The organism is Methylobacterium sp. D48H, assembly GCF_053345715.1.
The window spans coordinates 1-22,652 of sequence record NZ_JBKFAP010000044.1; the positions used below are offsets into that span (position 1 = coordinate 1).

26 protein-coding genes and 1 rRNA gene are annotated in these 22,652 nt (G+C 72.1%); 15 read left to right on the top strand and 12 right to left on the bottom strand.

All coding sequences use genetic code 11. The features are described 5' to 3' along the window. From rrf to ACLBX8_RS30315, 4 genes are all read left to right on the top strand, one after another. Positions 1-114: ribosomal RNA gene (gene rrf / locus ACLBX8_RS30300) — 5S ribosomal RNA — on the top strand; the annotation flags it as partial. Positions 115-490: 376 nt separating this feature from the next. Further along, entirely contained in the window at positions 491-1,186 is a 696-nt protein-coding gene (locus tag ACLBX8_RS30305; RefSeq protein ID WP_020096362.1) for a response regulator transcription factor, read from the top strand. Next, positions 1,183-2,691, top strand: a complete 1,509-nt coding sequence (locus ACLBX8_RS30310; protein ID WP_447701090.1) for an ATP-binding protein — start codon at positions 1,183-1,185, stop codon at positions 2,689-2,691. Before ACLBX8_RS30305 ends, ACLBX8_RS30310 begins: the two co-directional genes overlap by 4 nt. Before the next feature lie 72 nt (positions 2,692-2,763). Then, positions 2,764-3,549 (top strand): 3-hydroxybutyrate dehydrogenase, encoded by a 786-nt coding sequence (locus ACLBX8_RS30315; protein ID WP_447701089.1) that lies wholly within the window; start codon positions 2,764-2,766, stop codon positions 3,547-3,549. A 71-nt stretch (positions 3,550-3,620) separates the two neighbouring features. On the opposite strand, the gene ACLBX8_RS30320 is transcribed toward ACLBX8_RS30315, so the two are convergent. After that, a complete protein-coding gene (locus ACLBX8_RS30320) occupies positions 3,621-3,998 on the bottom strand; it encodes a CsbD family protein (protein WP_447701088.1) in 378 nt (125 codons plus the stop codon). Between the two features lie 144 nt (positions 3,999-4,142). After that, positions 4,143-5,129, bottom strand: coding sequence for a methylmalonyl Co-A mutase-associated GTPase MeaB (gene meaB, locus ACLBX8_RS30325; protein ID WP_091683681.1), 987 nt, complete (start codon positions 5,127-5,129; stop codon positions 4,143-4,145). A 190-nt stretch (positions 5,130-5,319) separates the two neighbouring features. Here meaB and ACLBX8_RS30330 point away from each other — a divergent pair, with 190 nt between their 5' ends. Continuing rightward, entirely contained in the window at positions 5,320-6,348 is a 1,029-nt protein-coding gene (locus tag ACLBX8_RS30330; protein ID WP_447716279.1) for an alpha/beta hydrolase, read from the top strand. Positions 6,349-6,351: 3 nt separating this feature from the next. Here the strand turns inward: ACLBX8_RS30330 and ACLBX8_RS30335 are convergent, their stop codons facing one another. Next, on the bottom strand, positions 6,352-7,236 hold the full coding sequence (locus ACLBX8_RS30335) for a transglutaminase-like domain-containing protein (protein ID WP_447701087.1): 885 nt from the start codon (positions 7,234-7,236) through the stop codon (positions 6,352-6,354). 249 nt (positions 7,237-7,485) lie between these two features. Between ACLBX8_RS30335 and ACLBX8_RS30340 the strand changes: the two genes are divergently transcribed. The 3 genes from ACLBX8_RS30340 (at position 7,486) to ACLBX8_RS30350 (ending at position 9,579) form a co-directional block, all read left to right on the top strand. Then, positions 7,486-7,821, top strand: coding sequence for a hypothetical protein (locus ACLBX8_RS30340; protein WP_447716280.1), 336 nt, complete (start codon positions 7,486-7,488; stop codon positions 7,819-7,821). Between the two features lie 69 nt (positions 7,822-7,890). After that, positions 7,891-8,403, top strand: a complete 513-nt coding sequence (locus tag ACLBX8_RS30345; RefSeq protein WP_447701086.1) for a DUF533 domain-containing protein — start codon at positions 7,891-7,893, stop codon at positions 8,401-8,403. 111 nt (positions 8,404-8,514) lie between these two features. Beyond that, positions 8,515-9,579 carry an esterase gene (locus ACLBX8_RS30350; RefSeq protein WP_447701085.1) on the top strand — a complete coding sequence of 355 codons (1,065 nt, stop codon included), beginning with the start codon at positions 8,515-8,517 and terminating at the stop codon, positions 9,577-9,579. Between the two features lie 189 nt (positions 9,580-9,768). Here the strand turns inward: ACLBX8_RS30350 and ACLBX8_RS30355 are convergent, their stop codons facing one another. Together ACLBX8_RS30355 and ACLBX8_RS30360 are read right to left on the bottom strand one after the other, a co-directional pair. After that, positions 9,769-10,950, bottom strand: coding sequence for a pyridoxal phosphate-dependent aminotransferase (locus tag ACLBX8_RS30355; protein ID WP_447701084.1), 1,182 nt, complete (start codon positions 10,948-10,950; stop codon positions 9,769-9,771). A gap of 23 nt (positions 10,951-10,973) precedes the next feature. Further along, positions 10,974-11,165, bottom strand: a complete 192-nt coding sequence (locus ACLBX8_RS30360) for a hypothetical protein (RefSeq protein ID WP_026605443.1) — start codon at positions 11,163-11,165, stop codon at positions 10,974-10,976. Between the two features lie 178 nt (positions 11,166-11,343). Here ACLBX8_RS30360 and ACLBX8_RS30365 point away from each other — a divergent pair, with 178 nt between their 5' ends. After that, positions 11,344-11,649, top strand: coding sequence for a hypothetical protein (locus ACLBX8_RS30365; protein ID WP_026605442.1), 306 nt, complete (start codon positions 11,344-11,346; stop codon positions 11,647-11,649). A 12-nt stretch (positions 11,650-11,661) separates the two neighbouring features. Here ACLBX8_RS30365 and ACLBX8_RS30370 read toward each other — a convergent pair whose 3' ends face one another. Further along, on the bottom strand, positions 11,662-13,056 hold the full coding sequence (locus ACLBX8_RS30370; RefSeq protein WP_020096349.1) for an ATP-binding protein: 1,395 nt from the start codon (positions 13,054-13,056) through the stop codon (positions 11,662-11,664). 380 nt (positions 13,057-13,436) lie between these two features. Here ACLBX8_RS30370 and ACLBX8_RS30375 point away from each other — a divergent pair, with 380 nt between their 5' ends. The 4 genes from ACLBX8_RS30375 to ACLBX8_RS30390 are packed head-to-tail and all read left to right on the top strand — an operon-like array spanning position 13,437 to position 16,105. Next, entirely contained in the window at positions 13,437-13,760 is a 324-nt protein-coding gene (locus ACLBX8_RS30375) for an XdhC family protein (RefSeq protein ID WP_020096348.1), read from the top strand. Beyond that, a complete protein-coding gene (locus tag ACLBX8_RS30380; RefSeq protein ID WP_447701083.1) occupies positions 13,760-14,461 on the top strand; it encodes an XdhC family protein in 702 nt (233 codons plus the stop codon). The genes ACLBX8_RS30375 and ACLBX8_RS30380 overlap by 1 nt, the downstream gene beginning before the upstream one ends. Continuing rightward, complete coding sequence (locus tag ACLBX8_RS30385; protein ID WP_447701082.1) at positions 14,458-15,510, top strand: molybdopterin-binding protein; 1,053 nt, start codon at positions 14,458-14,460, stop codon at positions 15,508-15,510. Before ACLBX8_RS30380 ends, ACLBX8_RS30385 begins: the two co-directional genes overlap by 4 nt. Further along, a complete protein-coding gene (locus ACLBX8_RS30390) occupies positions 15,503-16,105 on the top strand; it encodes a nucleotidyltransferase family protein (RefSeq protein ID WP_132369361.1) in 603 nt (200 codons plus the stop codon). Before ACLBX8_RS30385 ends, ACLBX8_RS30390 begins: the two co-directional genes overlap by 8 nt. On the opposite strand, the gene ACLBX8_RS30395 is transcribed toward ACLBX8_RS30390, so the two are convergent. Further along, entirely contained in the window at positions 16,102-16,275 is a 174-nt protein-coding gene (locus ACLBX8_RS30395) for a DUF2256 domain-containing protein (protein WP_170855278.1), read from the bottom strand. The two genes, ACLBX8_RS30390 and ACLBX8_RS30395, sit on opposite strands and share 4 nt — an antisense overlap. Before the next feature lie 16 nt (positions 16,276-16,291). Beyond that, positions 16,292-17,485 carry an OpgC family protein gene (locus tag ACLBX8_RS30400; RefSeq protein WP_447716281.1) on the bottom strand — a complete coding sequence of 398 codons (1,194 nt, stop codon included), beginning with the start codon at positions 17,483-17,485 and terminating at the stop codon, positions 16,292-16,294. Between the two features lie 287 nt (positions 17,486-17,772). On the opposite strand from ACLBX8_RS30400, the gene ACLBX8_RS30405 reads away from it, so the two are divergent. Further along, positions 17,773-18,720 (top strand): NAD-dependent epimerase/dehydratase family protein, encoded by a 948-nt coding sequence (locus ACLBX8_RS30405; protein WP_447716282.1) that lies wholly within the window; start codon positions 17,773-17,775, stop codon positions 18,718-18,720. An 87-nt stretch (positions 18,721-18,807) separates the two neighbouring features. On the opposite strand, the gene ettA is transcribed toward ACLBX8_RS30405, so the two are convergent. From ettA to ACLBX8_RS30425, 4 genes are all read right to left on the bottom strand, one after another. Next, positions 18,808-20,460 carry an energy-dependent translational throttle protein EttA gene (gene ettA, locus ACLBX8_RS30410; protein WP_447701079.1) on the bottom strand — a complete coding sequence of 551 codons (1,653 nt, stop codon included), beginning with the start codon at positions 20,458-20,460 and terminating at the stop codon, positions 18,808-18,810. Between the two features lie 205 nt (positions 20,461-20,665). Continuing rightward, positions 20,666-21,001, bottom strand: coding sequence for a hypothetical protein (locus ACLBX8_RS30415; RefSeq protein ID WP_354456719.1), 336 nt, complete (start codon positions 20,999-21,001; stop codon positions 20,666-20,668). A 9-nt stretch (positions 21,002-21,010) separates the two neighbouring features. After that, on the bottom strand, positions 21,011-21,892 hold the full coding sequence (locus ACLBX8_RS30420; RefSeq protein WP_091928544.1) for a DNA/RNA non-specific endonuclease: 882 nt from the start codon (positions 21,890-21,892) through the stop codon (positions 21,011-21,013). Further along, entirely contained in the window at positions 21,892-22,113 is a 222-nt protein-coding gene (locus ACLBX8_RS30425; protein WP_056533022.1) for a hypothetical protein, read from the bottom strand. Before ACLBX8_RS30425 ends, ACLBX8_RS30420 begins: the two co-directional genes overlap by 1 nt. A gap of 235 nt (positions 22,114-22,348) precedes the next feature. Between ACLBX8_RS30425 and ACLBX8_RS30430 the strand changes: the two genes are divergently transcribed. Beyond that, positions 22,349-22,652, top strand: a 304-nt coding sequence (locus tag ACLBX8_RS30430; protein ID WP_447716283.1) for a 1-deoxy-D-xylulose-5-phosphate synthase N-terminal domain-containing protein, incomplete at its 3' end; no start/stop codon positions are given.

Genomic DNA, 22,652 nt, shown 5'->3' on the forward strand with positions numbered 1-22,652 from the left:
TGGTGGCCTGAGCGGCGTGCCCAGAACCCGATCCCATCTCGAACTCGGCCGTTAAACACGCCAGCGCCTATGGTACTGTGTCTCAAGACACGGGAGAGTCGGTCGCCGCCAGACCTGCCCATCGCAATCAGAAACACTCCCTCACCACGAACACCGATCCGCGACGCCGACGGGCCGCTCTCTCCGAGAGCGGCCCGTCGGCGTTTCGCTGTTGGCCAGCCCGCCGCGGCCGCCTTACCGCGAAGTCATCTTCCCGCGAGCGTCCCGTAACCGCTCCCGCGCCATCATCCTCGAACCGCGCGTGGCCCATCGCCCACGCGGACGAAGCCGGTGACGGATCTCGCGCCCTCCGAGTCCTCCGCGCGCCGCTTCGGGACGGGTCGAGGTCCGCGGCCTCGGCCCGTCCATCACGACGGGGGAGGGGAGCGGCTTGACCATGTTGATGGAGATACGTTCCCCCGACTCGCGCGGCGCGCTATGGAACGGGGCCATGCGACTGCTGATCATCGAGGACGACCGCGAGGCGGCCGCCTATCTCGTCAAGGCGTTCCGCGAGACCGGACACGTCGCCGACAGCGCGCATGACGGCCTCGACGGGTACGCGCTCGCCCGGGAGGGCGACTACGACGTGCTGATCGTCGACCGGATGCTGCCGAAGCTCGACGGGCTGTCGCTGATCCGGTCGCTGCGCGAGCAGAACGTCGCCACCCCGACCCTGATCCTGTCGGCGCTGGGTCAGGTCGACGACCGCGTGAAGGGCCTGCGCGCCGGCGGCGACGATTACCTGCCGAAGCCCTACGCGTTCTCCGAACTCCTGGCGCGCACCGAGGCACTGGCCCGGCGGCAGGTCGGATCCGGCGCCGCGGAGGAGACGCGCTACCGGATCGGTGACCTGGAACTCGACCGGCTCTCGCACCGGGTGACCCGGGCCGGCCGCGAGATCCCGCTGCAGCCGCGCGAGTTCCGCCTCCTCGAGTACCTGATGCGGCACGCCGGGCAGGTCGTGACGCGCACCATGCTGCTCGAGCATGTCTGGGACTACCACTTCGATCCGCAGACCAACGTCATCGACGTCCACGTCTCGCGCCTGCGCAGCAAGCTCGACAAGGGCTTCGCGTCGCCGATCATCCACACGGTCCGGGGCGCCGGCTACGTGCTGCGCTACGACGAGGGCGCGGCCGGGTGAGCGAGGTTTGGACCGACGCGCCGATCGCCCGCGAGACCGCGGCGGCGCGTTTCCAGAAGCTGTTCCGCACCACCGCGTTCAAGCTGTCGCTGGCCTACCTCGCGATCTTCGCCCTCTGCGCCTTCTTGGCGCTCGGGTACGTCGCGTGGAACGCCCGCGCGGTGCTCGACGACCAGATCGTCTCCACGATCGACGCCGAGATCAACGGGCTGTCGGAACAGTACAATGCCGGCGGCCTGCGTCGGCTGATCACCGTGGTGGAGCGGCGCTCCCGCGAGCCCGGCGCCTCGCTCTACCTCGTGACCACGGCCGGCGGCGACCATGTCGTCGGCAATGTCGGCTACGTGCCCGCCGCCGTGCTGGCGACGCCGGGCCAGAGCGAGACGCGCTACGGCCGCAACGACGCGGATGCCGAGGCGCACCGGGCGATCGTGCGGGTCTTCACCCTTCCGGGCGGGTTCCGCCTGCTCGTCGGGCGCGACACCGAGGAGCGCGACCGGCTGCGGGCGGTGATCGGGCGCGCGTTCATCACCTCGCTCGCCGCCGTCGTGATCCTCGGGGTGATCGGGGGCTGGCTGGCGGCGAGCCGGGTGCTGCGCCGCGTCGATGCCATGACTCAGACAACCCGCGCGATCATGGCCGGCGATCTCGACGACCGGCTCCACGTGGCCGGGAACGGCGACGAACTCGACCGTCTCGCATCGAGCCTCAACCAGATGCTGGAGCGCATCGGCGAGCTGATGCGCGGCATGCGCGAGGTCTCCGACAACATCGCCCACGACCTCAAGACGCCGCTGACCCGCCTGCGCAACCGTGCCGACGAGGCCCTGCGCCGCGCCTCCACGCCGGAGGAGCTGCGCGCGGCGCTGGAAGCCGTGATCGAGGAGGGCGACGGGCTGATCCGAGTGTTCAACGCCCTCCTGATGATCGCGCGGCTCGAGGCCGGGTCTGCCCGGGAGATCCTCGTGCCGCTGGATCTGGGCCAGACGGTCCGGAGCGTCGGCGACTTGTACGAGGCGCTCGCCGAGGATCAGGGGCTGACGCTCGCCGTGCACGCGCAGGACGCACTCACCATCGCGGGCAACCGCGAGCTAATCGGTCAGGCCCTCGCCAATCTCATCGACAACGCCCTGAAATATGGGGCCGAATCCGAGAGTGCGGAGACCAGCGTGACGCTCGAGGCGTGGCGCGACGGGGAGTCGATCCGCCTCGCCGTCTCCGATCACGGCCCGGGCATTCCCGAGGCGGAACGGGCCCGCGTGCTCGACCGGTTCGTGCGCCTCGAGGACGCCCGTTCGCGGCCCGGCTTCGGGCTGGGCCTCAGCCTCGTCAACGCCGTCGTGCGCCTGCACCACGGGAGCCTGCGGCTCGCCGATAACGGGCCCGGCCTGCGGGTCGAGATCGCGTTCCCGGCCACGCCGCGCCCGCAGCCGGCAGCCGGTGACATCGTGCCCGCACCGCCTCCGGGCGACCCTGTGCCGGCATCCCCTTCCCGCGCTACTTAGGTCGCGACCTGTCCCACCGCGAGCGCGCCGTCCCCGACCGTTCGGCCGGGCGCCCGCGTCCCAGGAGGCTCCATGACTCTCAAGACCAAGACCGCCCTCGTCACCGGCTCGACCAGCGGCATCGGGCTCGCCATCGCGCGCGCCTTCGCGGCGGAGGGGACCAACGTCGTCCTCAACGGGTTCGGGGACGCGACCGCCATCGAGGAGACGCGGGCCGGGATCGAGAGCGCCTACGGGGTCAAGGCCCGTTACTCGGCCGCCGACATGAGCAAGCCCGACGCGATCGCCGCCATGGTGCGCGAGGCGGAGGAGACCTTCGGTGCCGTCGACGTGCTGGTCAACAATGCGGGGATCCAGTTCGTCTCGCCGATCGAGGAGTTCCCGGCCGAGAAGTGGGAGCAGATCATCGCGATCAACCTGTCCTCGGCCTTCCACACGATGCACGCGGCGATCCCCGGGATGAAGGCCCGGGGCTGGGGCCGGATCATCAACACGGCCTCGGCCCACTCGCTGGTGGCCTCGCCGTTCAAGTCGGCCTACGTGGCGGCCAAGCACGGGATCGCGGGCCTGAGCAAGACGGCGGCTCTGGAACTCGCGCCCCACAAGATCACGGTGAACTGCATCTCGCCGGGCTATGTCTGGACGCCGCTCGTGGAGGCGCAGATCCCCGACACGATGAAGGCCCGCGGCCTCACCAAGGAGCAGGTGATCGAGGACGTGATGCTGAAGGCGCAGCCGACCAAGGAGTTCGTGACCGTCGACCAAGTGGCCGCTCTGGCGGTGTTCCTGTGCTCCGACGCGGCGAGCCAGATCACCGGCGCCAACATCAGCATGGACGGGGGCTGGACCGCGCAGTAGCGCGACCGGCCTCGACAGGCCCGCCTCGTCCGAGGGCCGGCCCCGCCCGTGCCGGGCGGGGCCGCTCCCGGTCAGCGGCGGCCGTGGACCAGCAGGGCGAGACCGTAGCCCACCGCGCCCGCGATCAGCAGCGCGACCAGGGGATTCTCCTCCACCCGGGCGCCGCCGGCGCTGCGCCCGTCGCGCAGGTACGAGCCGCCCCGCTGGTAGACGTCCTCCGCGACGTCGCCGGCGCGCTCGTAGGCGTCGCTCGCGTAGTCACCGGCCCGGTCGGCGATGTCGCGGGCCTTGTCCTTCACTTGGCCGTAGACGTTCTGAGCCTGGCCCTGGGCCTCGCGGAAACGTCCCTCGACCGAGTCGCGGTTGGAGCCCGCGAAGTCGCCGGCCGCGCCCTGAACCTTGCCGACAGCCTCCTTGGCGCCGCCGACGATCCGATCCGTATCCACCATGGCACTCTCCTGGACGTGAGCGCGGCGTCGCGACACCGGCGCCGCTCGTTACGCCGTCGTCCACCGAACGCGCGAGATGGCGTTTGTGCCCCCGATCGCCACGAAATTGTGCGCCTCGACCCGCGATCGCGGCGGCGGAGCGGGTCAGAGCCCGATCAGCTCGGCGATGGCCGCCGCGCCGGCGGCCGGAGAGGTCTCGCCCCGGGCGACGCCGGCCTCCGCCTCGGCCGTGCGGCGGCGGACCTCCGGGGAGCCGACGAGGCGCTGGTGCAGGCGCTCGTCGACGAGCGCCCACATCCACTTCACGTCCTGGGCCCGGCGCTTCGCCTGGATCTCGCCGGTCGCCGTGAGCTTCTCCCGGTGGTCGACGATCTTCGCCCACATCGCGTCGAGGCGCAGGTTGTGGAAGCCCGAGATCGTGACCACCGGCGGCGTCCAGGTGGCCGAGGCCGGGGTCAGGATGTGCAGCGCCGCCCGGTATTCCGAGGCCGCCGCGTTGGCGCGCTGCTCGGCCTCTCCCGCATCGGCCTTGTTGACCGCGATCATGTCGGCGAGCTCGAGGATGCCCTTCTTGATGCCCTGCAGCTCGTCGCCCGCCCCGGGCAGCATCAGCACGAGGAAGAAGTCGGTCAGGTCGGCCACCGCCGTCTCCGACTGGCCGACGCCGACCGTCTCGACGAGGATCACGTCGAAGCCCGCGGCCTCGCAGAGCAGCATGGTCTCGCGGGTCTTGGCCGCGACGCCGCCGAGCGTGCCCGAGGAGGGGGAGGGGCGGATGAAGGCCTTGGGATCGTGCGACAGCCGCGCCATCCGGGTCTTGTCGCCCAGGATCGAGCCGCCGGTCCTGGAGGAGGACGGGTCGACCGCGAGCACCGCCACCTTGTGACCGGCCTCCGTGAGGTTCGAGCCGAGGGCGTCGATGGTGGTCGACTTGCCGACGCCGGGGACGCCGGTGATGCCGACGCGGATCGCCCGGCCGGTCTCGGGTAACACTGAGTCGATCAGGTTCGCCGCCAGCGCCCGGTGATCGGCGCGCTTGGATTCGGCCAGCGTGATGGCCCGGGCCAGAGCGGCGCGGTCTCCGCGCAGCAGGCGCTCGCGGAGACTCTCGATGTCGATGGACGGCGTCATGCTCCCTTCATGGCCGCGGCGACGGCCGCCGTCGAGGGGGAGAGCATCGGGGTCGGGGGATCGCCGGCCTGTGTCCCGTCCACCACAAGCCCGGCCGTGCCCGCTATTCACGCCGCGTCGCGGCGGTCGTGCCCCGCGATGGTCACGATCCTGGGCAACGGAAGGCGTCCCGCCCGAGCGTAACCGGATCATGTCGAGCCAGATCGTCTCACGCCGCATCCTTCTTCGCTTCGGAGCGCTCGCGGGCGCCGCGGGTCTCGCCCCGTCGCTCGGCGCCTGCGTCACCGACGACCTCGGGTCCGGGGCGGCGCTGCCCGAGAAGCAGTCGGCCCTCGACGTCATGCCGGTGCTGCTGGTCGCCACGACCCGCAAGCCCGTGGGCAACCCGCCCCGGCCGCCGTATTTCAGCAGCGACCGCGGCCGCGGCCTGAGCTTCGCCGAGGTGCGCCTGTCACCGCCCGACCGCTCGCTGCTCGGCAAGGTCTCGTCCGTCATCACCGGCGACTGGACCATCGGCGCGGTTCCGAAATCCGAATCCGGACCGGGCGCCGCCGAGGCCTTCGCCCAGGCGGCCCTCGGACGCGACGTGCTGATCTACGTCCACGGCTACCGCGAATCGTTCGAATCGGCCGCGGTCAGCGCCGCCCGGCTCTCGGACGGGATCCGGTTCCGCGGCGTCTCCGGCCTGTTCACGTGGCCGTCGGCGGCCGCGACCCTCGACTACAATTACGATCGCGAGAGCGCCCTCTGGTCGCGCGACGCCTTCGAGGACCTGCTGAAGGCGCTCGCCGCCTCGCCGAGCGGCCGCCGCATCAACATCGTCGCGCACTCGATGGGCACGCTCCTCACCCTCGAGACCCTGCGGATGCTCCGCGCCGAGGCGGGCGAGGCGGCGATGTCGCGGATCGGCGCCGTGGTGCTGGCCGCCCCCGACATCGACTTCGACCTGTTCTCCAACGGCGTCGCCCGCATGGGACCCGACGTCTCGAAGATCACGGTGATCTCCTCGACCAACGACCGGGCGCTCGAGCTCTCCGCCGCGCTGGCGGGGGGCGTGCGCGCCGGCGCCGCCGATCGCGCCAAGCTCGAGGCGCTCGGCGTGCGCGTCGCCGACGCCTCCGATTACGGCGGCGGCCTGATCAACCACGACCTGTTCCTCTCGAACCCGGACGTCCAGGGCGTGGTCAAGCGCGCCATCGCCCGCGGCGCCGGCGTCTGACGCTCACCCGGTCCGTGTCGCCATGCTCTGCGGCGGCAGGGGCTCCTCCGGCAGGACCGGCGCGTCGCCCGAGGCGTCCAGGTGGTCGATCCGGTCGGCCCAGACCCGGAAGCCCACCAGGGGATTCGGTCCGAACGTGTGGGTCAGCGGCACGTCCGCGGCGTCCCGGCCGTACGCGACCATGACCCGGCCGATCCGCGGGCTGTTGTTGCGCGGGTCGAACACGTGCCAGGCGCCGCCGAGGTAGACCTCCATCCAGGCCGCGAAGTCGCCCGCCGGGTGCGGCTCGGGCTCGCCGATGAAGCTGATGTAGCCGGTGCAGTACCGGGTCGGGATGTTCAGGGCGCGGCAGAACGCGACGGCCAGGTGGGTGAAGTCCCGGCAGACGCCGCGCCCGCCCGCGTAGGCGTCCGCGGCCGTGCGGTCGCGATGGGCGAACTCGTAGCCGAACGCGATGTGGGCGTGGACGAAGTTGCAGACCGCCTGCACCCGGGCCCAGCCGGGCTCGGTATGGCCGAAGAGGCGCCACGCCGCGTCGGCCAGCAGGTCGGACTCGCAGTAGCGGCTGGGGAGCAGGAACACGATCGTCTCGGCGGGCAGCGCCTCGATCGCGTGCTGCGCGGCCTCCGGGTGCGCCGGATCGGGCCTCCCGCTGTCGCGGATCACGGCGTCGGTCCCGACGGTGAAGTTTCCGGCAGGCGCGGTCAGCCGGCCGCACAGGTTGCCGAAACCGTCGCGGTAGATCGTCACCGGGACGGGCGGATCGGTCCGGAGCGTGTCGGGCGCCTCCAGGGCGGCCGCCCCGGAGGGATGCACGTTGAGCATCACCACCATGGGCACGGGGTAGGGGAAGGCGTAGCGCATCTCGCAGCCGAGCCTGATCCGCATGCGCGGGTGATCCTTCGTGTTCGAGACTGTGGCCGCCCCGATGGGCGCAGGATCCGTGCCGCGCCGAATCGTGCGGGTCGGGCCGCGACGGGCTTGGCGGCCGTCCGCTTCACCCCTACAGCATCCCCGCGCGACGCTCGTGTCAGACGGACGAAACCGAGACGTTTCTTCCCGGGGCAGCGCGTCGCACCCGTGCGCCAGCCCGCGGACCGGGCGCGCCTGAGGACGGTTACGAGAGGGATGCCGGCCATGTTCACGCTCGAGATCGACGGCACCGCCGTTGCGGTGATCAACAGCGACGAGGCGTCCGCCAAGGACCTCTTCACCTGTGACGGCTTCAAGGAAGACATCCGGACCATGACGACCGGCGGGAAGCCGGTCTGGAACGGCACGTCGGCGCTCACGGTCCGGGCCGCCACCGAGGACGAGGTCGAGACCTTCGAGGACGCCCTCGCCGAGGACGACGGCGAGGGTGATTTCGTCGAGGATCCGCGCCACACCGGGTCCGATTCGGACGACGAGGACGAGGCCGACATCGTCTTCCTCGTGGATATCGACGAGGACGAGGACGAGGCCGACGCCTGAGCGCGGCTGAACCTGACCGCCTCCCGGGAGGTTTCCGATCCGATCTGGATCGGAAACCGGGAGGACGGCATGGCTGACAGCAGACGGATCGTCGACGCGCTCGTGCGGTCGAGGCGCGGCGGGCTCGCCGCCGGTGCCGCCCTCGGCGGACTGGCGCTGATCGGCGGCCTCGCCTATCGGGCGCTGCGCGGGGCGCCCCCGCCCGAGGCCGGGGCCCCGGACTTCACGAAGGTCGACGAGGACGAGGCCCAGCTGATGCTGCGGGCCATGGTGGCGGCCACGACGGCCGACGGGATGGTCGACGCCGCGGAGCGCCAGCGCCTCGACGCCGCCGTGGCGGAGGCGGGCATCGATCCCGACGGTCGAGCCTGGCTCGAGCGCGAGCTCGCGGACCCGGCCAACGTCGACGCGATCGCCGACCGGGTCGCGGATCCCGACGCGGCGGCGCGGATCTTCGCGGCGGCGCGACTCGCCATCGAGCCCGACACGCTCCAGGAGCGTCAGTTCCTGAAGATGCTGGCCAAGGCCCTCGACCTGCCCGCGGAGGCGGTCGAGCGTGTCGAGCGCGACATCGGAGCCTGACTGGCAACCTGCCCGAAGGGCGGATCTCCCACGGCGGCCGAGCTTCGTGCTAGGCTCCCGCGCGACGACGGGTCCGGAGGACGGCCCGCGCGCGGGAGGACGGGACATTTCATGGCAGGACTGTCAGTGCCCGCGCCCGGGCGCGCCCGCCGGCGGGCCTGCGCGCTGGTCGCAGCCATGCTGATCGCCGGCGGCTCCGCGCGCGCGGCCGATCCGGCCGCCGGCCCCCTGACGATCGCCGAGCAGGGCAGCTTCTTCGTCGGCGGCCGCGACGTCCAGTCCGACACGCTCTCGACGCTGCCGGCCTACGCGCCGTCGGGCACGATCAGCGTCGACCAGATCTACGTCCGCTATCAGGTCCCGGTGAATGCCGCACGGCCGCCGCTGGTCCTGATCCACGGCTGCTGCCTCACCGGCAAGACCTGGGAGACGACGCCCGACGGGCGCATGGGCTGGGACGAGTATCTCGTCCGGCGCGGCTTCCCGACCTACGTGATCGACCAGGCCTGGCGCGGCCGCTCGGCGGCGAGCCCGGCCCAGATCAACGCCGTGAAGACGGGGCAGGCCGACCCCAAGACGCTGCCGGCCGTGTTCTCGGCCGGGCGCGAGCCGGCCTGGGCGATCTTCCGGTTCGGGCCGGAATACCCGAAGGTGTTCCCCGGCATGCAGTTCCCCCTGGAGGCCCAGGGCGAGTTCTGGAAGCAGATGGTCCCGGACTGGTCGGCCGCCCTGCCGGTGCCGAACCCGACCGTGCCGGCCCTGTCGGAGCTCGCCAAGCGGCTCAAGGGCGCGGTGCTGATCTCGCACTCGCAGTCGGGGATCTACCCGTTCCAGACCGCCGCCCTCGATCGGACCGGCCTGCGCGCCATCGTGGCCATCGAGCCGGCCGCCTGCCCGGACCCGGCCAAGGACGACCTCGCGCCCTACAAGGACCTGCCGATCCTCGTCCTGTTCGGCGACTACGTCGACGCCTCGCCCCGCTGGGCGCCGCGGCTCAAGCAATGCCGCAGCTTCGTGGCGGCCGCCAACGCCGCGGGCGGCAAGGCGGAGCTGATCCTGCTGCCCGAGATCGGCATCCACGGCAATTCGCACATGCTGATGCAGGACAAGAACAGCCTCGACATCGCCGACTGGCTGGTCGGCTGGATCGACAAGCGGGCGCCCGGCAAGTCCTGAGGCGTGCCGGTCGAACCGGTGTGCGTTCAAACGGTTCGATCGCCACAACCGTCATCGCGAGCGCAGCGAAGTGACCCAGGGCTGCCCGGCCTCTGCGGTCGTCGCGCCGACTGGATCGCTTCGCCGCGCTCGCGAGGACGGCGGCGCGGATGATGGCGTCCCTGCCGAGGTCGGTGACGGGGCGCGGTCTCAGCCCGGCCTGTGCGTGCTGAGGAACGTGCCCATCCGCTCCAGCGCCCGCCGGATGTTCTCGGCCGAATTGGCGTAGGACAGGCGGAGGTAGCCCTCGCCGTGGACGCCGAAATCCGGACCGCCGATCACCGCCACGCCCGCTTCCTCTAGGAGGGTCGAGGCCAGGGGCTTCGCCTTCCAGCCGGTCCGGGCGATGTTCGGGAAGGCGTAGAACGCGCCCTTGGGCGCGATGCAGGAGACGTCCGGCAGGGCGTTCAGCCCGTCGACCACGATCGCCCGGCGCCGGTCGAACTCGGCGACCATCTCGGCCACGCAAGCCTGCGGTCCGTCGAGCGCCGCGATGCCGGCCCACTGGGTCGCCGCGTTGACGCAGGAATGCGCGTTGACCGCGAGCTTGCGCGCCGCGTCGTAGAGCGGCTTCGGCCAGACCGACCAGCCGAGCCGCCAGCCGGTCATCGCGTAGGTCTTCGACGCGCCGTCGAGGTAGACCAGCCGGTCGCGGATCTCGGGATATTTCAGCAGCGAGTGGTGGGTCTCGCCGTCGTACGTCATGGTGCCGTAGATCTCGTCCGACAGCACCGCGACGTCGGGGTGCTCGGCGAGGCCCTTCACCAGGGCGTCGATCTCGGCCTTCGGCGTCACGCCGCCGGTGGGGTTGGCGGGCGAGTTGACGATCAGCAGCCGCGTCTTCGGCGTGATCAGCGCCAGGGTCTCGGCCGCCGAGAAGGCGAAGCCGTTCTCCTCGCGGATCGGCAACGGCACGGGCGTCGCCCCGGTGAACTCGATCATCGAGCGGTAGATCGGGAAGCCGGGGTCCGGATACAGGATCTCGGTCCCGGGCACGCCGAACATCAGGATCGCCATGAACATGGTGACCTTGCCGCCCGGCACGATCATCACGGAATCCGGCGAGACCTCGACGCCGTGGCGGCGGTGGATGTCGCGGGCCACCGACTCGCGGAGCTGCGGGATGCCGACCGCCGGCGTGTAGCCGTGGTGTCCGTCGCGCAGCGCCTTGATCCCCGCCTCGACCACGTGGGCGGGCGTGGGCATGTCCGGCTGGCCGATGCCGAGGTTGATCACGTCCCGACCCTGCGCGGCGAGGGCCTGGGCCCGCGCCAGAACCGCGAAGGCGTTCTCCTCGCCGATGCGCGAGAAGGCCGGGACCACGTGCAGCATCGCGCCCTCCGGGTGGTGGGTCGTCAGTGCTTGGACCGCTCCGAGAGCTTCATCGCGCCGAACGACATCGCCGCGGCGATCGCGCCCAGGATCACGAAGGTCTTCACGGAGGCGTAGAACAGGTCCGGGTTGATGCCCTCATCGGTGTAGAGCACGAGCCCGATGGCCGCTAGCGGCAGCGAGATGAGGGCGAAGAGCGGGACGAGCGGGTTCATGTTCGGCACTCGGGATCCGGCGCGCGGCTGACCGCGGCCCTGGGAAAGCGCCCCTGCATATCACCGTGCTGCGAAGGTTGGGACCCCGCGAGCTGCAGTTTTTCGCCGGCTCGCCCGAACGCTCATGGATGCGCAATCATTTCGCGCAACAGTGGCGTCTCCGGGAGGGCGGACACGTATGCGTTGGGCATCGGTCGATTCGAAAGGCAAGGGAGCGGGGAGTTCAGGCTCCAGATCCTCCAGCGTCGAGACGCTGGCGCTCCATATCGGGCGGCTGCTGCGACATCCCGCCTACCGGCGCGAGTCGGTCGTGAGCCCGCTCCTGCGACGCCACCTGCCGTTCGAGGCCGGCTACGCCTGGAACGGCGAGGCCGGCCTGCGCGCCCGGCTGACGAGCGCCGCCCTCGACGAGGCGAGCATGGATCACCTGATCCGCAACGTGCAGGCCGAGTTCCTGCGCCTGCGCCGGCCCGCCGATACCTGAGCCGGATCCGGCTCAGGCCGGGACCCGGACGGTGGCCCGCAGGCCACCGAGCGGGCTGTCGTGCAGGGTTATGTCGCCGCCGTGGGCCCGGGCGATGTCCCGGGCGATCGACAGGCCCAGCCCGGAGCCGCCGGCATCCTGGCGCGCGTCGTCGAGCCGCACGAACGGCTTGAACACGTCCTCTCGGCTCTCCGCCGGAATGCCGGGCCCGTCATCGTCGATCGAGACGAGGAAGGTCCGGGCCTCCAGCCGGCCGGAGATCGCCACCGTCTCGCCGTAGCGGACGGCGTTGGCGGCGAGGTTGAACAGGCAGCGCCGGAAGGCGCCGGGCCGCACCGTGACCTCGGGCGCGCCGGCGAGATCGACCGCGGAGACGTGGGCGCCGAGGCGCTCGACGTCGGTCCGCAGGTCCTCCAGCAGGGCGCGCATGTCGGTGGGCGTCGCGGGCTCGGCCGAATCGCCCCGCGCGAAGGCGAGGTAGCCCTCCAGCATCCGGCTCATCTCGTCGACGTCGCGGCTGAGATCCTCGATCTCCTCGGTCTGCTCGATCAGCGCCAGGGACAGGCGGAACCGGGTCAGGATGGTGCGCAGGTCGTGGCTGACTCCGTTCAGCATCGTCGTGCGCTGCTCCATCGCCCGCTCGATGCGCCGCTTCATCTCGATGAAGGCGTGGCCAGCCTGACGCACCTCGCGGGCACCGCGGGGCCGGAACTCGATCTCCCGCCCCTTGCCGAAGCCCTCCGCCACGGCCGCGAGCCGCAGGATCGGCTTGATCTGGTTGCGCAGGAATAGGATCGCGACGCCGAGCAGCACCAGCGACGAGCCGATCATCCACACGAGGAAGATGTGCGAGTTCGACGCGTAGGCCTGGCTGCGCCGGGCGGTGATGCGCATCACCCCGTCGGGGATCGCCACGCGGATCTCGATGAGGTTCGAGCGCCCGACCGTATCGATCCAGAACGGTCTTCGGATCTGGCGCTTGATCTCGTCGGACAGGGCCTCGTCGAGGATCGAGAAGAACGGGCGCGGGCCCGGGGGCGGCAGCTTGGCGCCCTTGAGGATGTCGAGGTCGAGGTTCAGCCGCTCCCCGGCGATGCGCGCGAGGGTCTCGGCATCCTTGTCCTGCGGGTAGCTCTCGTAGATGTCGATCAGCGCGGCGACGTCCGCCGTGACCGCCGCCGACAGGCGCTTGGTCACGAGCTGCCAGTGCCGCTCCATGAAGGTGTAGGCGATCACCGACTGGAGCAGGACCACCGGCGCGATGATGATGATCAGCGAGCGGGCGTAGAGGCCCTTCGGTAGGACGTCGCCGATCGCCCGGCTGACGCGCTTCCACAGGCGGCGCGGGGGCGAGCGCGGCGGCTCCTTGCGGAGCGCCCGGGCGAGGGCGGGATCCGGGGCGTTCATGGCGCTGGGCGCCGGGGCCGGGCCCATCGGGCGAAAGGGGCCTCGGTTTCAGCGAAACGTCCACCCCACGCCCTCATCCTGAGGTGACCGCGCCAGCGGGCCTCGAAGGAGGGCTCCAGGGGTCGCGCGGCCGGCTGGAGGGCTCCTTCGAGGCCTCCGCCGCGCTCCGGCACCTCAGGATGAGGCTGTGGTTTGGACATGCCGGACACTAATCGGGGCGCCGTCTCCGCGAAAGATCGTGGGTGCAGAGTATGGCCGACCGACGATCTCGGCCAATGTTTCCTGACGCGCCCTTCAGCATGAGGGCTTCTTGCACCGCGGCACGCGGGCCATACCTGTGAGGGGCGGGGGGCGCCCGCCGGCCGGAAGTCCACGAGGCCATGCTCAGCACAGACACAGACATCCTCTCCGCCGCCCAGTCCTGGCGGCGCGACGGCCGCGCCGTGGCCCTCGCCACGGTGATCGAGACCTGGGGCTCGGCGCCCCGACCGGTGGGCAGCCACCTCGTGGTCGACGGCGAGGGCAATTTCCTCGGCTCCGTCTCCGGCGGCTGCGTCGAGGGCGCGGTGATCACCGAGGCGATCGAGGTGATCGAGGCGGGCGTGCCGCGCGTCCTCGAATTCGGCGTCGCGGACGAGACCGCGTGGCGCGCCGGCCTGTCCTGCGGCGGCCGGATCCGGGTCTTCGTCGAGCGGGTCGACTGATGCGCGGCGACGTCCTGGCGGCGCTCAACGACGCGCGGGCCGCGCGCCGCGCCGCGATCCTCATCACCGACATCGCCGACGGCGCGCAGCGCCTCGTCGGCGAGGACGCGATCGCCGCCGATCCCCTCGCCGACGTGCTGGCGAAGCACCTCGCCTCCGGCAAGAGCGGCCTCGTCGAGGCGGGCGGGCGGACCCTGTTCCTCACCGTGCAGGTGCCGCCGGTGCGGCTCGTGGTGGTCGGCGCGGTCCACATCTCGCAGGCCCTGGCGCCGATGGCCGCGGGGCTCGACCTCGCGCTCACGGTGATCGACCCGCGCACCGCCTTCGCGACCCCCGAGCGCTTCCCCGGCACCGCGCTGGTCGCCGAATGGCCGGACGCCGCCCTCGGGACCAGCGTGCCGGTCCTCGACCGCTACTGCGCCCTCGCGGCCCTGACCCACGATCCGAAGATCGACGATCCCGCGCTGAAGGCGGCGCTGACGGCCGAGTGCTTCTACGTCGGCGCCCTCGGCTCCCGGAAGACCCACGCGGCGCGCGTCGCGCGGCTCACCGAGGCCGGCTTCACGCCGGCGCAGATCGGCCGGATCCGCGCGCCGATCGGCCTGCCCATCGGCGCCGTGAGCCCGGCCGAGATCGCCCTGGCGGTGCTCGCCGAGCTCGTCGCCGCCCTGCGCCGCGTGCCCCGCCCGGAGGTCGCGTGAGGTTCGGAACCGTCCCGGTCGCGGACTCGGCCGGGCTGATCAGCGCGCACACGGTGCGGCGGGCCGACATCACCCTGCGCAAGGGCGCCGTCATCGCCGCGGAGGCCGCCGCCGGCCTGGCGCGGGCCGGCCTGTCGGAGATCGTGGCGGCCACGCTCGAGCCCGGCGACGTCGGCGAGGACGCCGCCGCGGCGCGGCTCGCCGCGCGCCTGCGCGGGCCGAACCTGCGCGTCGAGGCGCCCTTCACCGGCCGCAGCAACCTGTTCGCCGAGACGGCGGGGGTGCTCACCCTCGATCCGGCCCGGATCGACGCGGTCAACGCCGTCGACGAGGCGGTGACGGTGGCGACGCTGCCGCGCTTCCGGCCGGTGGTCGAGGGCGAGATGGTCGCCACGGTGAAGATCATCCCCTACGCCGTGCCGGGCGCCGTGCTGGCCCGGGCCTGCGCGGCCGCCGAGGGGGACGTCCTCGCGGTGGTGCCGTATCGCCGCCGCCGGGTGGCCGTGGTCTCGACGCGCCTGCCGAGCCTCAAGGAGACGACGATCGACAAGACCCTCCGGGCCCTGGCCGACCGCCTCGCGCCCGCGGGCGCCGCGATCGTGGCCGAGACCCGGGTGCCCCACACCGCCGCCTCCGTGGCGGCGTCCCTGGCGGAGATGATCGACCGCGCCGGGGCCGACCTCGTGGTGGTGTTCGGCGCCTCGGCGATCGCCGACCGGCGCGACGTCATCCCGGCCGGCATCGCGGCGGCGGGCGGCCGGGTCGACCATCTCGGGATGCCGGTCGACCCCGGCAACCTGCTCCTCGTCGGCGCCCGCGGCGGCGTGCCGGTGATCGGCGCGCCGGGCTGCGCCCGCTCGCCCAAGGAGAACGGCTTCGACTGGATCCTCCACCGCCTGCTGGCGGACCTGACCGTGACCCGGGCCGACATCGTCGCCCTCGGCGTCGGCGGCCTGCTCATGGAGATCGTCTCGCGCCCGCAGCCCCGCGCCGGCGGCGCGGCCGCGGCGGACGAGCCGGATCCGGGGGCGGAGGACAGGGGTGCCTGAGATCGGCACGATCCTGCTCGCCGCGGGCCTCGGCAGCCGGTTCGGCGCCGCGCCGAAGCTGCTCGCACCCCTCGACGGGCGGCCGCTGGTGCGCCACGCCGCGGAGGCGGCCCTCGGCGCCCGTCCCCGGCCGGTGGTCGCCGTGCTCGGCGCGCACGCGGCGGCGGTCCGCGACGCGCTGGCGGGGCTCGACCTCGTCCGCGTCGACAATCCGGACTACCGCTCCGGCCTCGCGAGCTCGCTGCGCGCCGGCCTCGCGGCGCTGCCCGCCACCTGCACGGCCGCCATCGTCGTGCTGGGCGACATGCCGCGCGTCACCGCCGCGCATCTCGACCGCCTCGCCGAGGCCTTCGCGGAGGCGTCTGCGGGCGCCGCGGAGCCGCCGGCGGCCGTGGTGCCGGTGCAGGCCGGCCGGCGCGGGAATCCGGTGCTGCTCAACCTGCGCCGCCTCGGCCCGGACATCGCCCGCCTCGCCGGCGACCACGGCGCGGGGCCGCTCCTGAAGGGGCGGCCGGACGTGCTGGAGATCCCGGGCGACCCGGCGACCGCCCTCGACGTCGACACGCCGGACGCGCTGGCCGCGCTGCGCGGTTAGCGCCCCGCCGCGTCGCGCCCGCGCGCGGCCTTCGCCTCGGCCCGGCACCGGTCCGAGCAGTAGCGGACCTCGTCCCAGACGCGCTCCCACTTCTTGCGCCACGCGAACGGGCGGCCGCACTGGGCGCAGATCTTCTCCGGCAGATCGCCCTTGCGGCGCATCGGCGGCATCGCGGCTCCTCCCGGCCTATCCGGGCCGGCGCGCGTCGGGGCCGGTCCCGGCCGCCCGGCGCAGGCGCGCGTCCAGGACGTGGGCGAGGCCGAGCATGACCGCGATCCCCCCGACATTGACCGCGATCTGCAGCGGCCAGGTGGGGTCGAAGGTCCGGTAGAGGATGCGGCCGATCAGCGCCGCCAGGCATCCGGCGGCGAAGATCTCCAGCGAGTGGCGCCCGCAGGCGTCGACGAGGCGCAGCCGCCGCCACCGGCTCGCGCGGGCCACGGCGGGCGCGCTGAACAGCAGGTAGGCCAGCGCCAGCATGTTGATCAGGCGCAGGGGCGCGACGTGGCTCTTGTCGGGCGGCCCGATCGCCAGCGGCCGGAGGTCCGGAAGCCCCCACTCCGCCCAGGACCCGCCCTGCAGGAACGCGAAGGCGAGGTAGGCCGTGGCCGCCGCCACGGCCCAGCCGCGCCGCGGCAGCAGGCCGTCATGGGCGCGGACCGTGACCGCGAGCGCCGCGCCGATCACGAACAGGAACTGCCACGCGAAGGGGTTGAAGTACCACCCGTCATCCACCGCCGCGGCGTTCGGGAGGTTCAGCTGGTGATCGACGTTGGCGGCGAGCCAGAGGGCGCCCGACAGGCCCAGCACGCCCCAGATCCCGCGCCGCATCCCGAGATAGATCAGCGGGAACAGCGCCAGCAGCAGGATGTAGAGCGGCAGGATGTCGAGGTAGTTCGGCAGCGCGTTCAGCGCGAGGCCGCGCAGCAGACCCGGCAGGAGACCCATCTGCAGCAGCGGCGCGACGCCGAATCGCGGCGTCAGGCCGGTAAGGTCCATCCAGATCCGGACGATGACCAGGGTCGCGAGCAGCAGCCCGGCCTGGAACAGGTAGATGCGCAGGCAGCGCTTGGCGATGCGCGTGAGCGCCGTCCGGATCCCGGCGCGCCGGAACAGCCCGCCGTAGGCGATCATCGACGAGTAGCCGGCCAGCAGAACGAAGATCTCGGCGGCGTCCGAGAACCCGAAATTGTGCAGCGTCAGCAGGGCCGGCGCGTTCCGCGGGATGTGGTCGATGAAGATCGTGAGGAGCGCGAAGCCGCGCACCACGTCGACCCGCGCGTCGCGCGCGGGCTTCGCCGGCCGTGCCTCCGCGGGCGGTGGGGGGAGCGCCCGCGGTTCCGCGGCGCCGGGCCGTTCGAGATCGTCGAGGCGCGTCACTCAGCCCATCACCGTGGCGCTCTCCGTCCGGACGCGGAGCGGCCGGGGCCGCGGTGCAACCATAGCGCGCCGGCCGCCCGAGGCCCCGCCGATCACGCGCCTTTGTTCGGATGTGCACAACGGCGGGCGCGCGCCGATGATCCGCCCGCCGCGGCGGCCGTTGGCCGCGCCGCTCTCTCGCGTCGCGGCAAGGCGCGGTATAGACGCGGCCGACGATCCCGGTTCCCGGCGCCCGCGCCGGCACGGGGCGCGTCGCTGGGTTCGTGGCAGGGTTGAGGGCAAGGGGCATGCGCGTCCTCGTCACCGGAGCGGGAGACTATCTCGGCCGCCGCCTGCTCGAGGCGCTGCGTCGGGACCTGCCGCCGGGCAGCCCCATCCTCGGCCTCGACCGGAGCCCGCCACCGCCCCTCGACGGCGTGACGCTGAGGGCCGTGGACCCGTTCGACGCGCGCGAGCTCGCCGAGACGGTCGCGGCCTTCGACCCGACCTGCGTGTTCCACCTCGCGGCGCTGGCCTCGGTGGCGCAGTCGAGCGAGACGCCGTCCTACGCCTGGCGGGCGGAGCTGCTCGGCACCCTCAACCTCGCCGAGGCGGTGGCGCGGACCCGCGCGGCGCTGGTCTTCCTCAGCTCCACGGTCGTCTACGGCGAGGTGTTCCGCGCCTGCCCGCGCCCGGACGAGAGCGTCACGCCGCGCCCTGACACGATCTCGGGCCGGACTAAGAACGCCTGCGAGTACATCCTCCGCGACGTGCTGGCGAATGCCCGGATCAAGCATCTCGTGCTGCGGCCGTCGAACTACATCGGGGCCGGGCAGAGCGAGACCTTCGTGGTCGCCTCCTTCGCCGGTCAGATCGCCCGCATCGAGCGGGGGCTGGCGCCGCCGAGCCTGGAGGTCGGCGACCTCTCGGCGGGGCGCGACTTCCTCGACGTGGCCGACGTCACCGCGGCGTGCCTGCACGTGATCGCCCGGATCGACGAGCTGCCGGACGGCGGCATCTTCAACGTGGGATCGGGGGTCGTCACACCGGTCTCCGACATCCTGGAGACGCTGCGCGGCCTGACGGAGGCGCGGTTCGACCTGCGCGTCGCGCCCGGCCGGGTCCGCCCGGCGGGCGTGCGCAGCGAGGGCTGCGACCCCGCGGCCTTCGCGACCGCCACCGGATGGGCCCCGGCCATCCCGCTCGCGCAGAGCCTGGCGACGATCCTGGCGGAGGCGCGGGCGCGCCTCCGGTGATCCGTCACCGGGCAGAGGTGACGGCAACGCCCTCGGACGGGCGCGCGGCTCCGGAACGCCGGCGGCGCTCCAGAGCCGCGACCGGTCTCAGCGCGAGAAGCGCTTGTACTTGATCTTCTTCGGCATGATCGAATCCGCCCCGAGCCGGCGGACCTTATCGGCCTCGTAGTCGGAGAAGTTGCCCTCGAACCACTCGACGTGGCTGTCGCCCTCGAAGGCCAGGATGTGCGTCGCGATGCGGTTCAGGAACCAGCGATCGTGGCTGATGATGACCGCGCAGCCGGCATAGTCCTCCAGCGCGTCCTCGAGGGCGCGCAGGGTCTCCATGTCGAGGTCGTTGGTCGGCTCGTCGAGGAGCAGCACGTTGGCGCCGCCCTTCAGGGTCCGGGCGAGGTGCACCCGGTTGCGCTCGCCGCCCGAGAGGGTGCCGACCTTCTTCTGCTGGTCGGGTCCCTTGAACGCGAAGGCCGCGCAGTAGGCGCGCGAATTGATCTCGCGCTTGTTGAAATAGATGATATCGTTGCCGCCCGAGACCTCTTGCCAGACCGTGGCGTTCGGATCGAGGGCGTCGCGCGACTGGTCGACGTAGCCGAGCTTCACGGTCTCGCCGACGTCGATCTTGCCGCTGTCGGGCTTCTCCTGGCCGGTGATCATCTTGAACAGGGTGGTCTTGCCGGCCCCGTTCGGGCCGATCACCCCGACGATGCCGCCCGGGGGCAGCTTGAACGACAGGTCCTCGATCAGCAGCCGGTCGCCGAACGCCTTGCTGAGGTGCTCGAACTCGATGACGTTGTTGCCGAGCCGCTCGTCGATCGGGATGACGATCTGCGCGGCGGCATCGACCTTGTTGTTCTGCTTGGCGACCAGCTCCTCGTAGCGGGTGATGCGGGCCTTCGACTTGGACTGGCGCGCCTTCGGCGAGGCGGCGATCCACTCCTGCTCGCGGGCGATGGAGCGCTGGCGGGCCATGTCCTCCCGGCCCTCCTGCTCCAGGCGCTTCTGCTTCTGGACCAGCCACGCCGAGTAGTTGCCCTCGTACGGGATGCCCTTGCCGCGATCGAGCTCCAGGATCCAGCTCGTGACGTTGTCGAGGAAGTAGCGGTCGTGGGTCACGATCAGGATCGCGCCCGGGTACTGGCGCAGGTGGCCCTCCAGCCAGTTCACCGTCTCGGCGTCGAGGTGGTTGGTCGGCTCGTCGAGCAGCAGCAGTTCCGGCTCCCACAGGAGCAGGCGGCAGAGCGCGATGCGGCGGCGCTCGCCACCCGACAGGGTGGCGACCGGCTGCTCGTCGCTCGGGCAGCCCAGGGCCTCCATGGCCTGGTCGACCTTCGAGTCGAGTTCCCAGAGACCCAGCGACTCGATCCGGTCCTGGAGCTCGGTCATCTCGTCGGCGGTCTCCTCCGAGTAGTTCATGGCGAGCTCGTTGTAGCGGTCGAGCATGGCCTGCTTCTCGGCGACGCCCTCCATCACGTTCTCGCGGACGGTCTTGTTGGGGTCGAGCTGGGGCTCCTGCGGCAGGTAGCCGACGCGCGCGCCCTGCGCGACCCAGCCGTCGCCGGTGAACTCCTTGTCGATGCCCGCCATGATCTTCAGCAGGGTCGACTTGCCGGCGCCGTTGATGCCCAGCACGCCGATCTTGGCGTCCGGGTAGAAGGACAGGTTGACGCTATCCAGGACCTTCTTGCCGCCGGTATAGGCCTTGGTCAGGCCCCGCATGTGGTAGATGAATTCGCGAGCCATCGCGGATCGTCCTCGGCGCGTTGTTCGGGACCGCGCGGATCGTGCCAGCGGCACGGGTCAGGCACCGGGCCTCAGCACCCGTCCTGGACGCGCGTCCCTACGATATAGGAATGACCCTCTCCGAGTATCAGGCCCGCCGGGACGCGGCAAGGACGCGGCAAGGACCCGGCAAGGACGGGCCCGCCGCCGGCGGGCGCCGGAACGCTCACGCGAAGGGGTTCTTGACCGTTCCCGGCGGCGCGTCCGGCACCTCCGCCACCGCGTCCGGCAGGTCGGACGCCTCCAGGGCCTTCACGATCGCGTCCAGCGTCTCCCGGAGCAGCCTGGCCTGCTCCAGGCCGGTCCGGTCGCGGGTCAGGTCGAGGGACCCGTGCAGGGCGATCCGGTCCTTGCCGTTCTCGAAGCTCAGGGCGCCGACGGAGCGCACGCCGGCATCGTCGGCGAACGGCGCGAAGCCCCGGGTGTTTGGGCTCTCGCTGTCCCGGCTCTCGCTGTCCGGGCTCCCCCTCTTGGGCCGGGCGCGTCGCTTGTCCTCGGGCATCGGGTCCTCTCAGAAGAACGTGCGCAGGAAGTCGCGGACGAGCTTGCGCAGGGCGCGGGTGAGTTCGCGCTCGAGCCAGTCCTGCCAGGTCTGCTCGTGCCGGGGCCGGCGCTCCTCCGCGCGGGCGGAGGCCTGGGGATCCGGCAGCCCCATCGCGGTGGCCCGGGCCGCGGGCGGCAGGCCGGGAAAGACGTCGATGCCGGCTTCCTGGCGGAGATCGTCGATCGACAGGGCGCGCCAGTCCTTCGAATCGTCGTTCCGGGCGAGGTAGGCGCCCGCCTCGCCGCGCGACGGGTCGTACACGGCCTTGAAGAGCTGCGTCGGGACGAGCACGCCGCCCTTGATCTGCTGCACCGCGTCGCCCGCGAAGATCACCCCGGTGACGACGAACAGCGCGCCCCGGCGTGTGGCCAGGCGCCGGGTGCTCTCCTCGATATCCGCCCAGAGCCCCCGGTTCAGGACGCGGTTCTGCGGCACGATGTTGGCGAGGCTGAACGACTCGGCCTGGGCGGCGAGGGTCGGCATGTCCCCGGCCGGCGCGAGATGGCCCCGGTCGAACCCGCTGCGGACGTAATCCTCCAGCGCGGCGCGCTGATCCTCCGGCAGGCGCGTCTCCTCGTGGAAGGAATCGTCGCGGGCCACCGCCCGGGCCGCCGCGACGCTGGCGCGGGTGAGGTGCTCGGCGGCGTAGAGCGGCGTGCGCGTCACGCCGGAATGCAGGACCGCGAAGGCCTCGAAGCACAGCGGGACCGCGCGGACGGCGAGCTTCGGATTCGTGAGGACGGGCGTCTGCCCGTCCGCGAACAGGGCCGGACAGGAATCCTGGGCGCGGACCGGGGGCGCGCCCAGCGCGAGGGTCAGGACCGCGGCGGCGAGCGTCGGTGCCCGCATCACCAGCAGACGCGGACCCGGCGGACGCCCTCCGGGGTCGGGCGGTCCCGCCACGCGCAGGGCCGGCCGAGGCTGTTGCTGAACGGGCGGGCATCGCGATCGGGACCGCCCGGCGCGACCCGCGCCGGGCAGTCGCCGAGGAAGTTGCAGAGGAAGTCGAGATTGCCGTCCGGCGGCCGCGGCTGGGCGTAAGCTTGGCCGTGACCCGTAATCGCGAACATGAGCAGGATTGTGCACAGACGAGCCGGATTCAAAGGCGAACCTCTTGTGGCGTTAAGGGCACGTGACTGAAAAAAACGCCGGCCCGACATTGATCGCGCCGCCGATCGTCCGTAACTGGCACTATCATGACAGCGACGGACGGGCGGGTTCTAGCATGAACGCGTGTCCCCGGGCTGCTGGCGTCGCGGTTGCCGAGGGCCCGTGACGGAGCCGTCGCCATACTCGAACGAACGGATGCGAGCATTGGCACTCTCCCCTGAGCAATCGGCGTTGCTGGACCGCGTTCCGTCTCCTTCGGCGCTGCGGCGTCTTCCGGAGTCGGAGCTGCAGGCGGTGGCGGACGCGGTGCGCGCCGAGATGATCGACGCGGTCTCGATCACCGGCGGCCATCTCGGCTCGGGGCTCGGCGTGGTCGAGCTGACCGTGGCGCTGCACCACGTGTTCGACACCCCCGACGACCGCATCGTCTGGGACGTCGGACACCAGTGCTACCCCCACAAGATCCTCACCGAGCGCCGCGACCGCATCCGGACGCTCC

Coding starts and splice junctions, on each gene's coding strand:
- ACLBX8_RS30330 (WP_447716279.1), top strand. CDS start 5,320: ATGTCGAGCCAGATCGTCTCACGCCGCATCCTTCTTCGCTTCGGAGCG.
- ACLBX8_RS30320 (WP_447701088.1), bottom strand. CDS start 3,998: ATGGTGGATACGGATCGGATCGTCGGCGGCGCCAAGGAGGCTGTCGGC.
- ACLBX8_RS30345 (WP_447701086.1), top strand. CDS start 7,891: ATGGCTGACAGCAGACGGATCGTCGACGCGCTCGTGCGGTCGAGGCGC.
- ACLBX8_RS30370 (WP_020096349.1), bottom strand. CDS start 13,056: ATGAACGCCCCGGATCCCGCCCTCGCCCGGGCGCTCCGCAAGGAGCCG.
- ACLBX8_RS30425 (WP_056533022.1), bottom strand. CDS start 22,113: ATGTTCGCGATTACGGGTCACGGCCAAGCTTACGCCCAGCCGCGGCCG.
- ACLBX8_RS30405 (WP_447716282.1), top strand. CDS start 17,773: ATGCGCGTCCTCGTCACCGGAGCGGGAGACTATCTCGGCCGCCGCCTG.
- ACLBX8_RS30335 (WP_447701087.1), bottom strand. CDS start 7,236: ATGCGGATCAGGCTCGGCTGCGAGATGCGCTACGCCTTCCCCTACCCC.
- meaB (WP_091683681.1), bottom strand. CDS start 5,129: ATGACGCCGTCCATCGACATCGAGAGTCTCCGCGAGCGCCTGCTGCGC.
- ACLBX8_RS30380 (WP_447701083.1), top strand. CDS start 13,760: ATGCGCGGCGACGTCCTGGCGGCGCTCAACGACGCGCGGGCCGCGCGC.
- ACLBX8_RS30360 (WP_026605443.1), bottom strand. CDS start 11,165: ATGAACCCGCTCGTCCCGCTCTTCGCCCTCATCTCGCTGCCGCTAGCG.
- ettA (WP_447701079.1), bottom strand. CDS start 20,460: ATGGCTCGCGAATTCATCTACCACATGCGGGGCCTGACCAAGGCCTAT.
- ACLBX8_RS30305 (WP_020096362.1), top strand. CDS start 491: ATGCGACTGCTGATCATCGAGGACGACCGCGAGGCGGCCGCCTATCTC.
- ACLBX8_RS30415 (WP_354456719.1), bottom strand. CDS start 21,001: ATGCCCGAGGACAAGCGACGCGCCCGGCCCAAGAGGGGGAGCCCGGAC.
- ACLBX8_RS30340 (WP_447716280.1), top strand. CDS start 7,486: ATGTTCACGCTCGAGATCGACGGCACCGCCGTTGCGGTGATCAACAGC.
- ACLBX8_RS30355 (WP_447701084.1), bottom strand. CDS start 10,950: ATGCTGCACGTGGTCCCGGCCTTCTCGCGCATCGGCGAGGAGAACGCC.
- ACLBX8_RS30395 (WP_170855278.1), bottom strand. CDS start 16,275: ATGCCGCCGATGCGCCGCAAGGGCGATCTGCCGGAGAAGATCTGCGCC.
- ACLBX8_RS30375 (WP_020096348.1), top strand. CDS start 13,437: ATGCTCAGCACAGACACAGACATCCTCTCCGCCGCCCAGTCCTGGCGG.
- ACLBX8_RS30350 (WP_447701085.1), top strand. CDS start 8,515: ATGGCAGGACTGTCAGTGCCCGCGCCCGGGCGCGCCCGCCGGCGGGCC.
- ACLBX8_RS30420 (WP_091928544.1), bottom strand. CDS start 21,892: ATGCGGGCACCGACGCTCGCCGCCGCGGTCCTGACCCTCGCGCTGGGC.
- ACLBX8_RS30315 (WP_447701089.1), top strand. CDS start 2,764: ATGACTCTCAAGACCAAGACCGCCCTCGTCACCGGCTCGACCAGCGGC.
- ACLBX8_RS30365 (WP_026605442.1), top strand. CDS start 11,344: ATGCGTTGGGCATCGGTCGATTCGAAAGGCAAGGGAGCGGGGAGTTCA.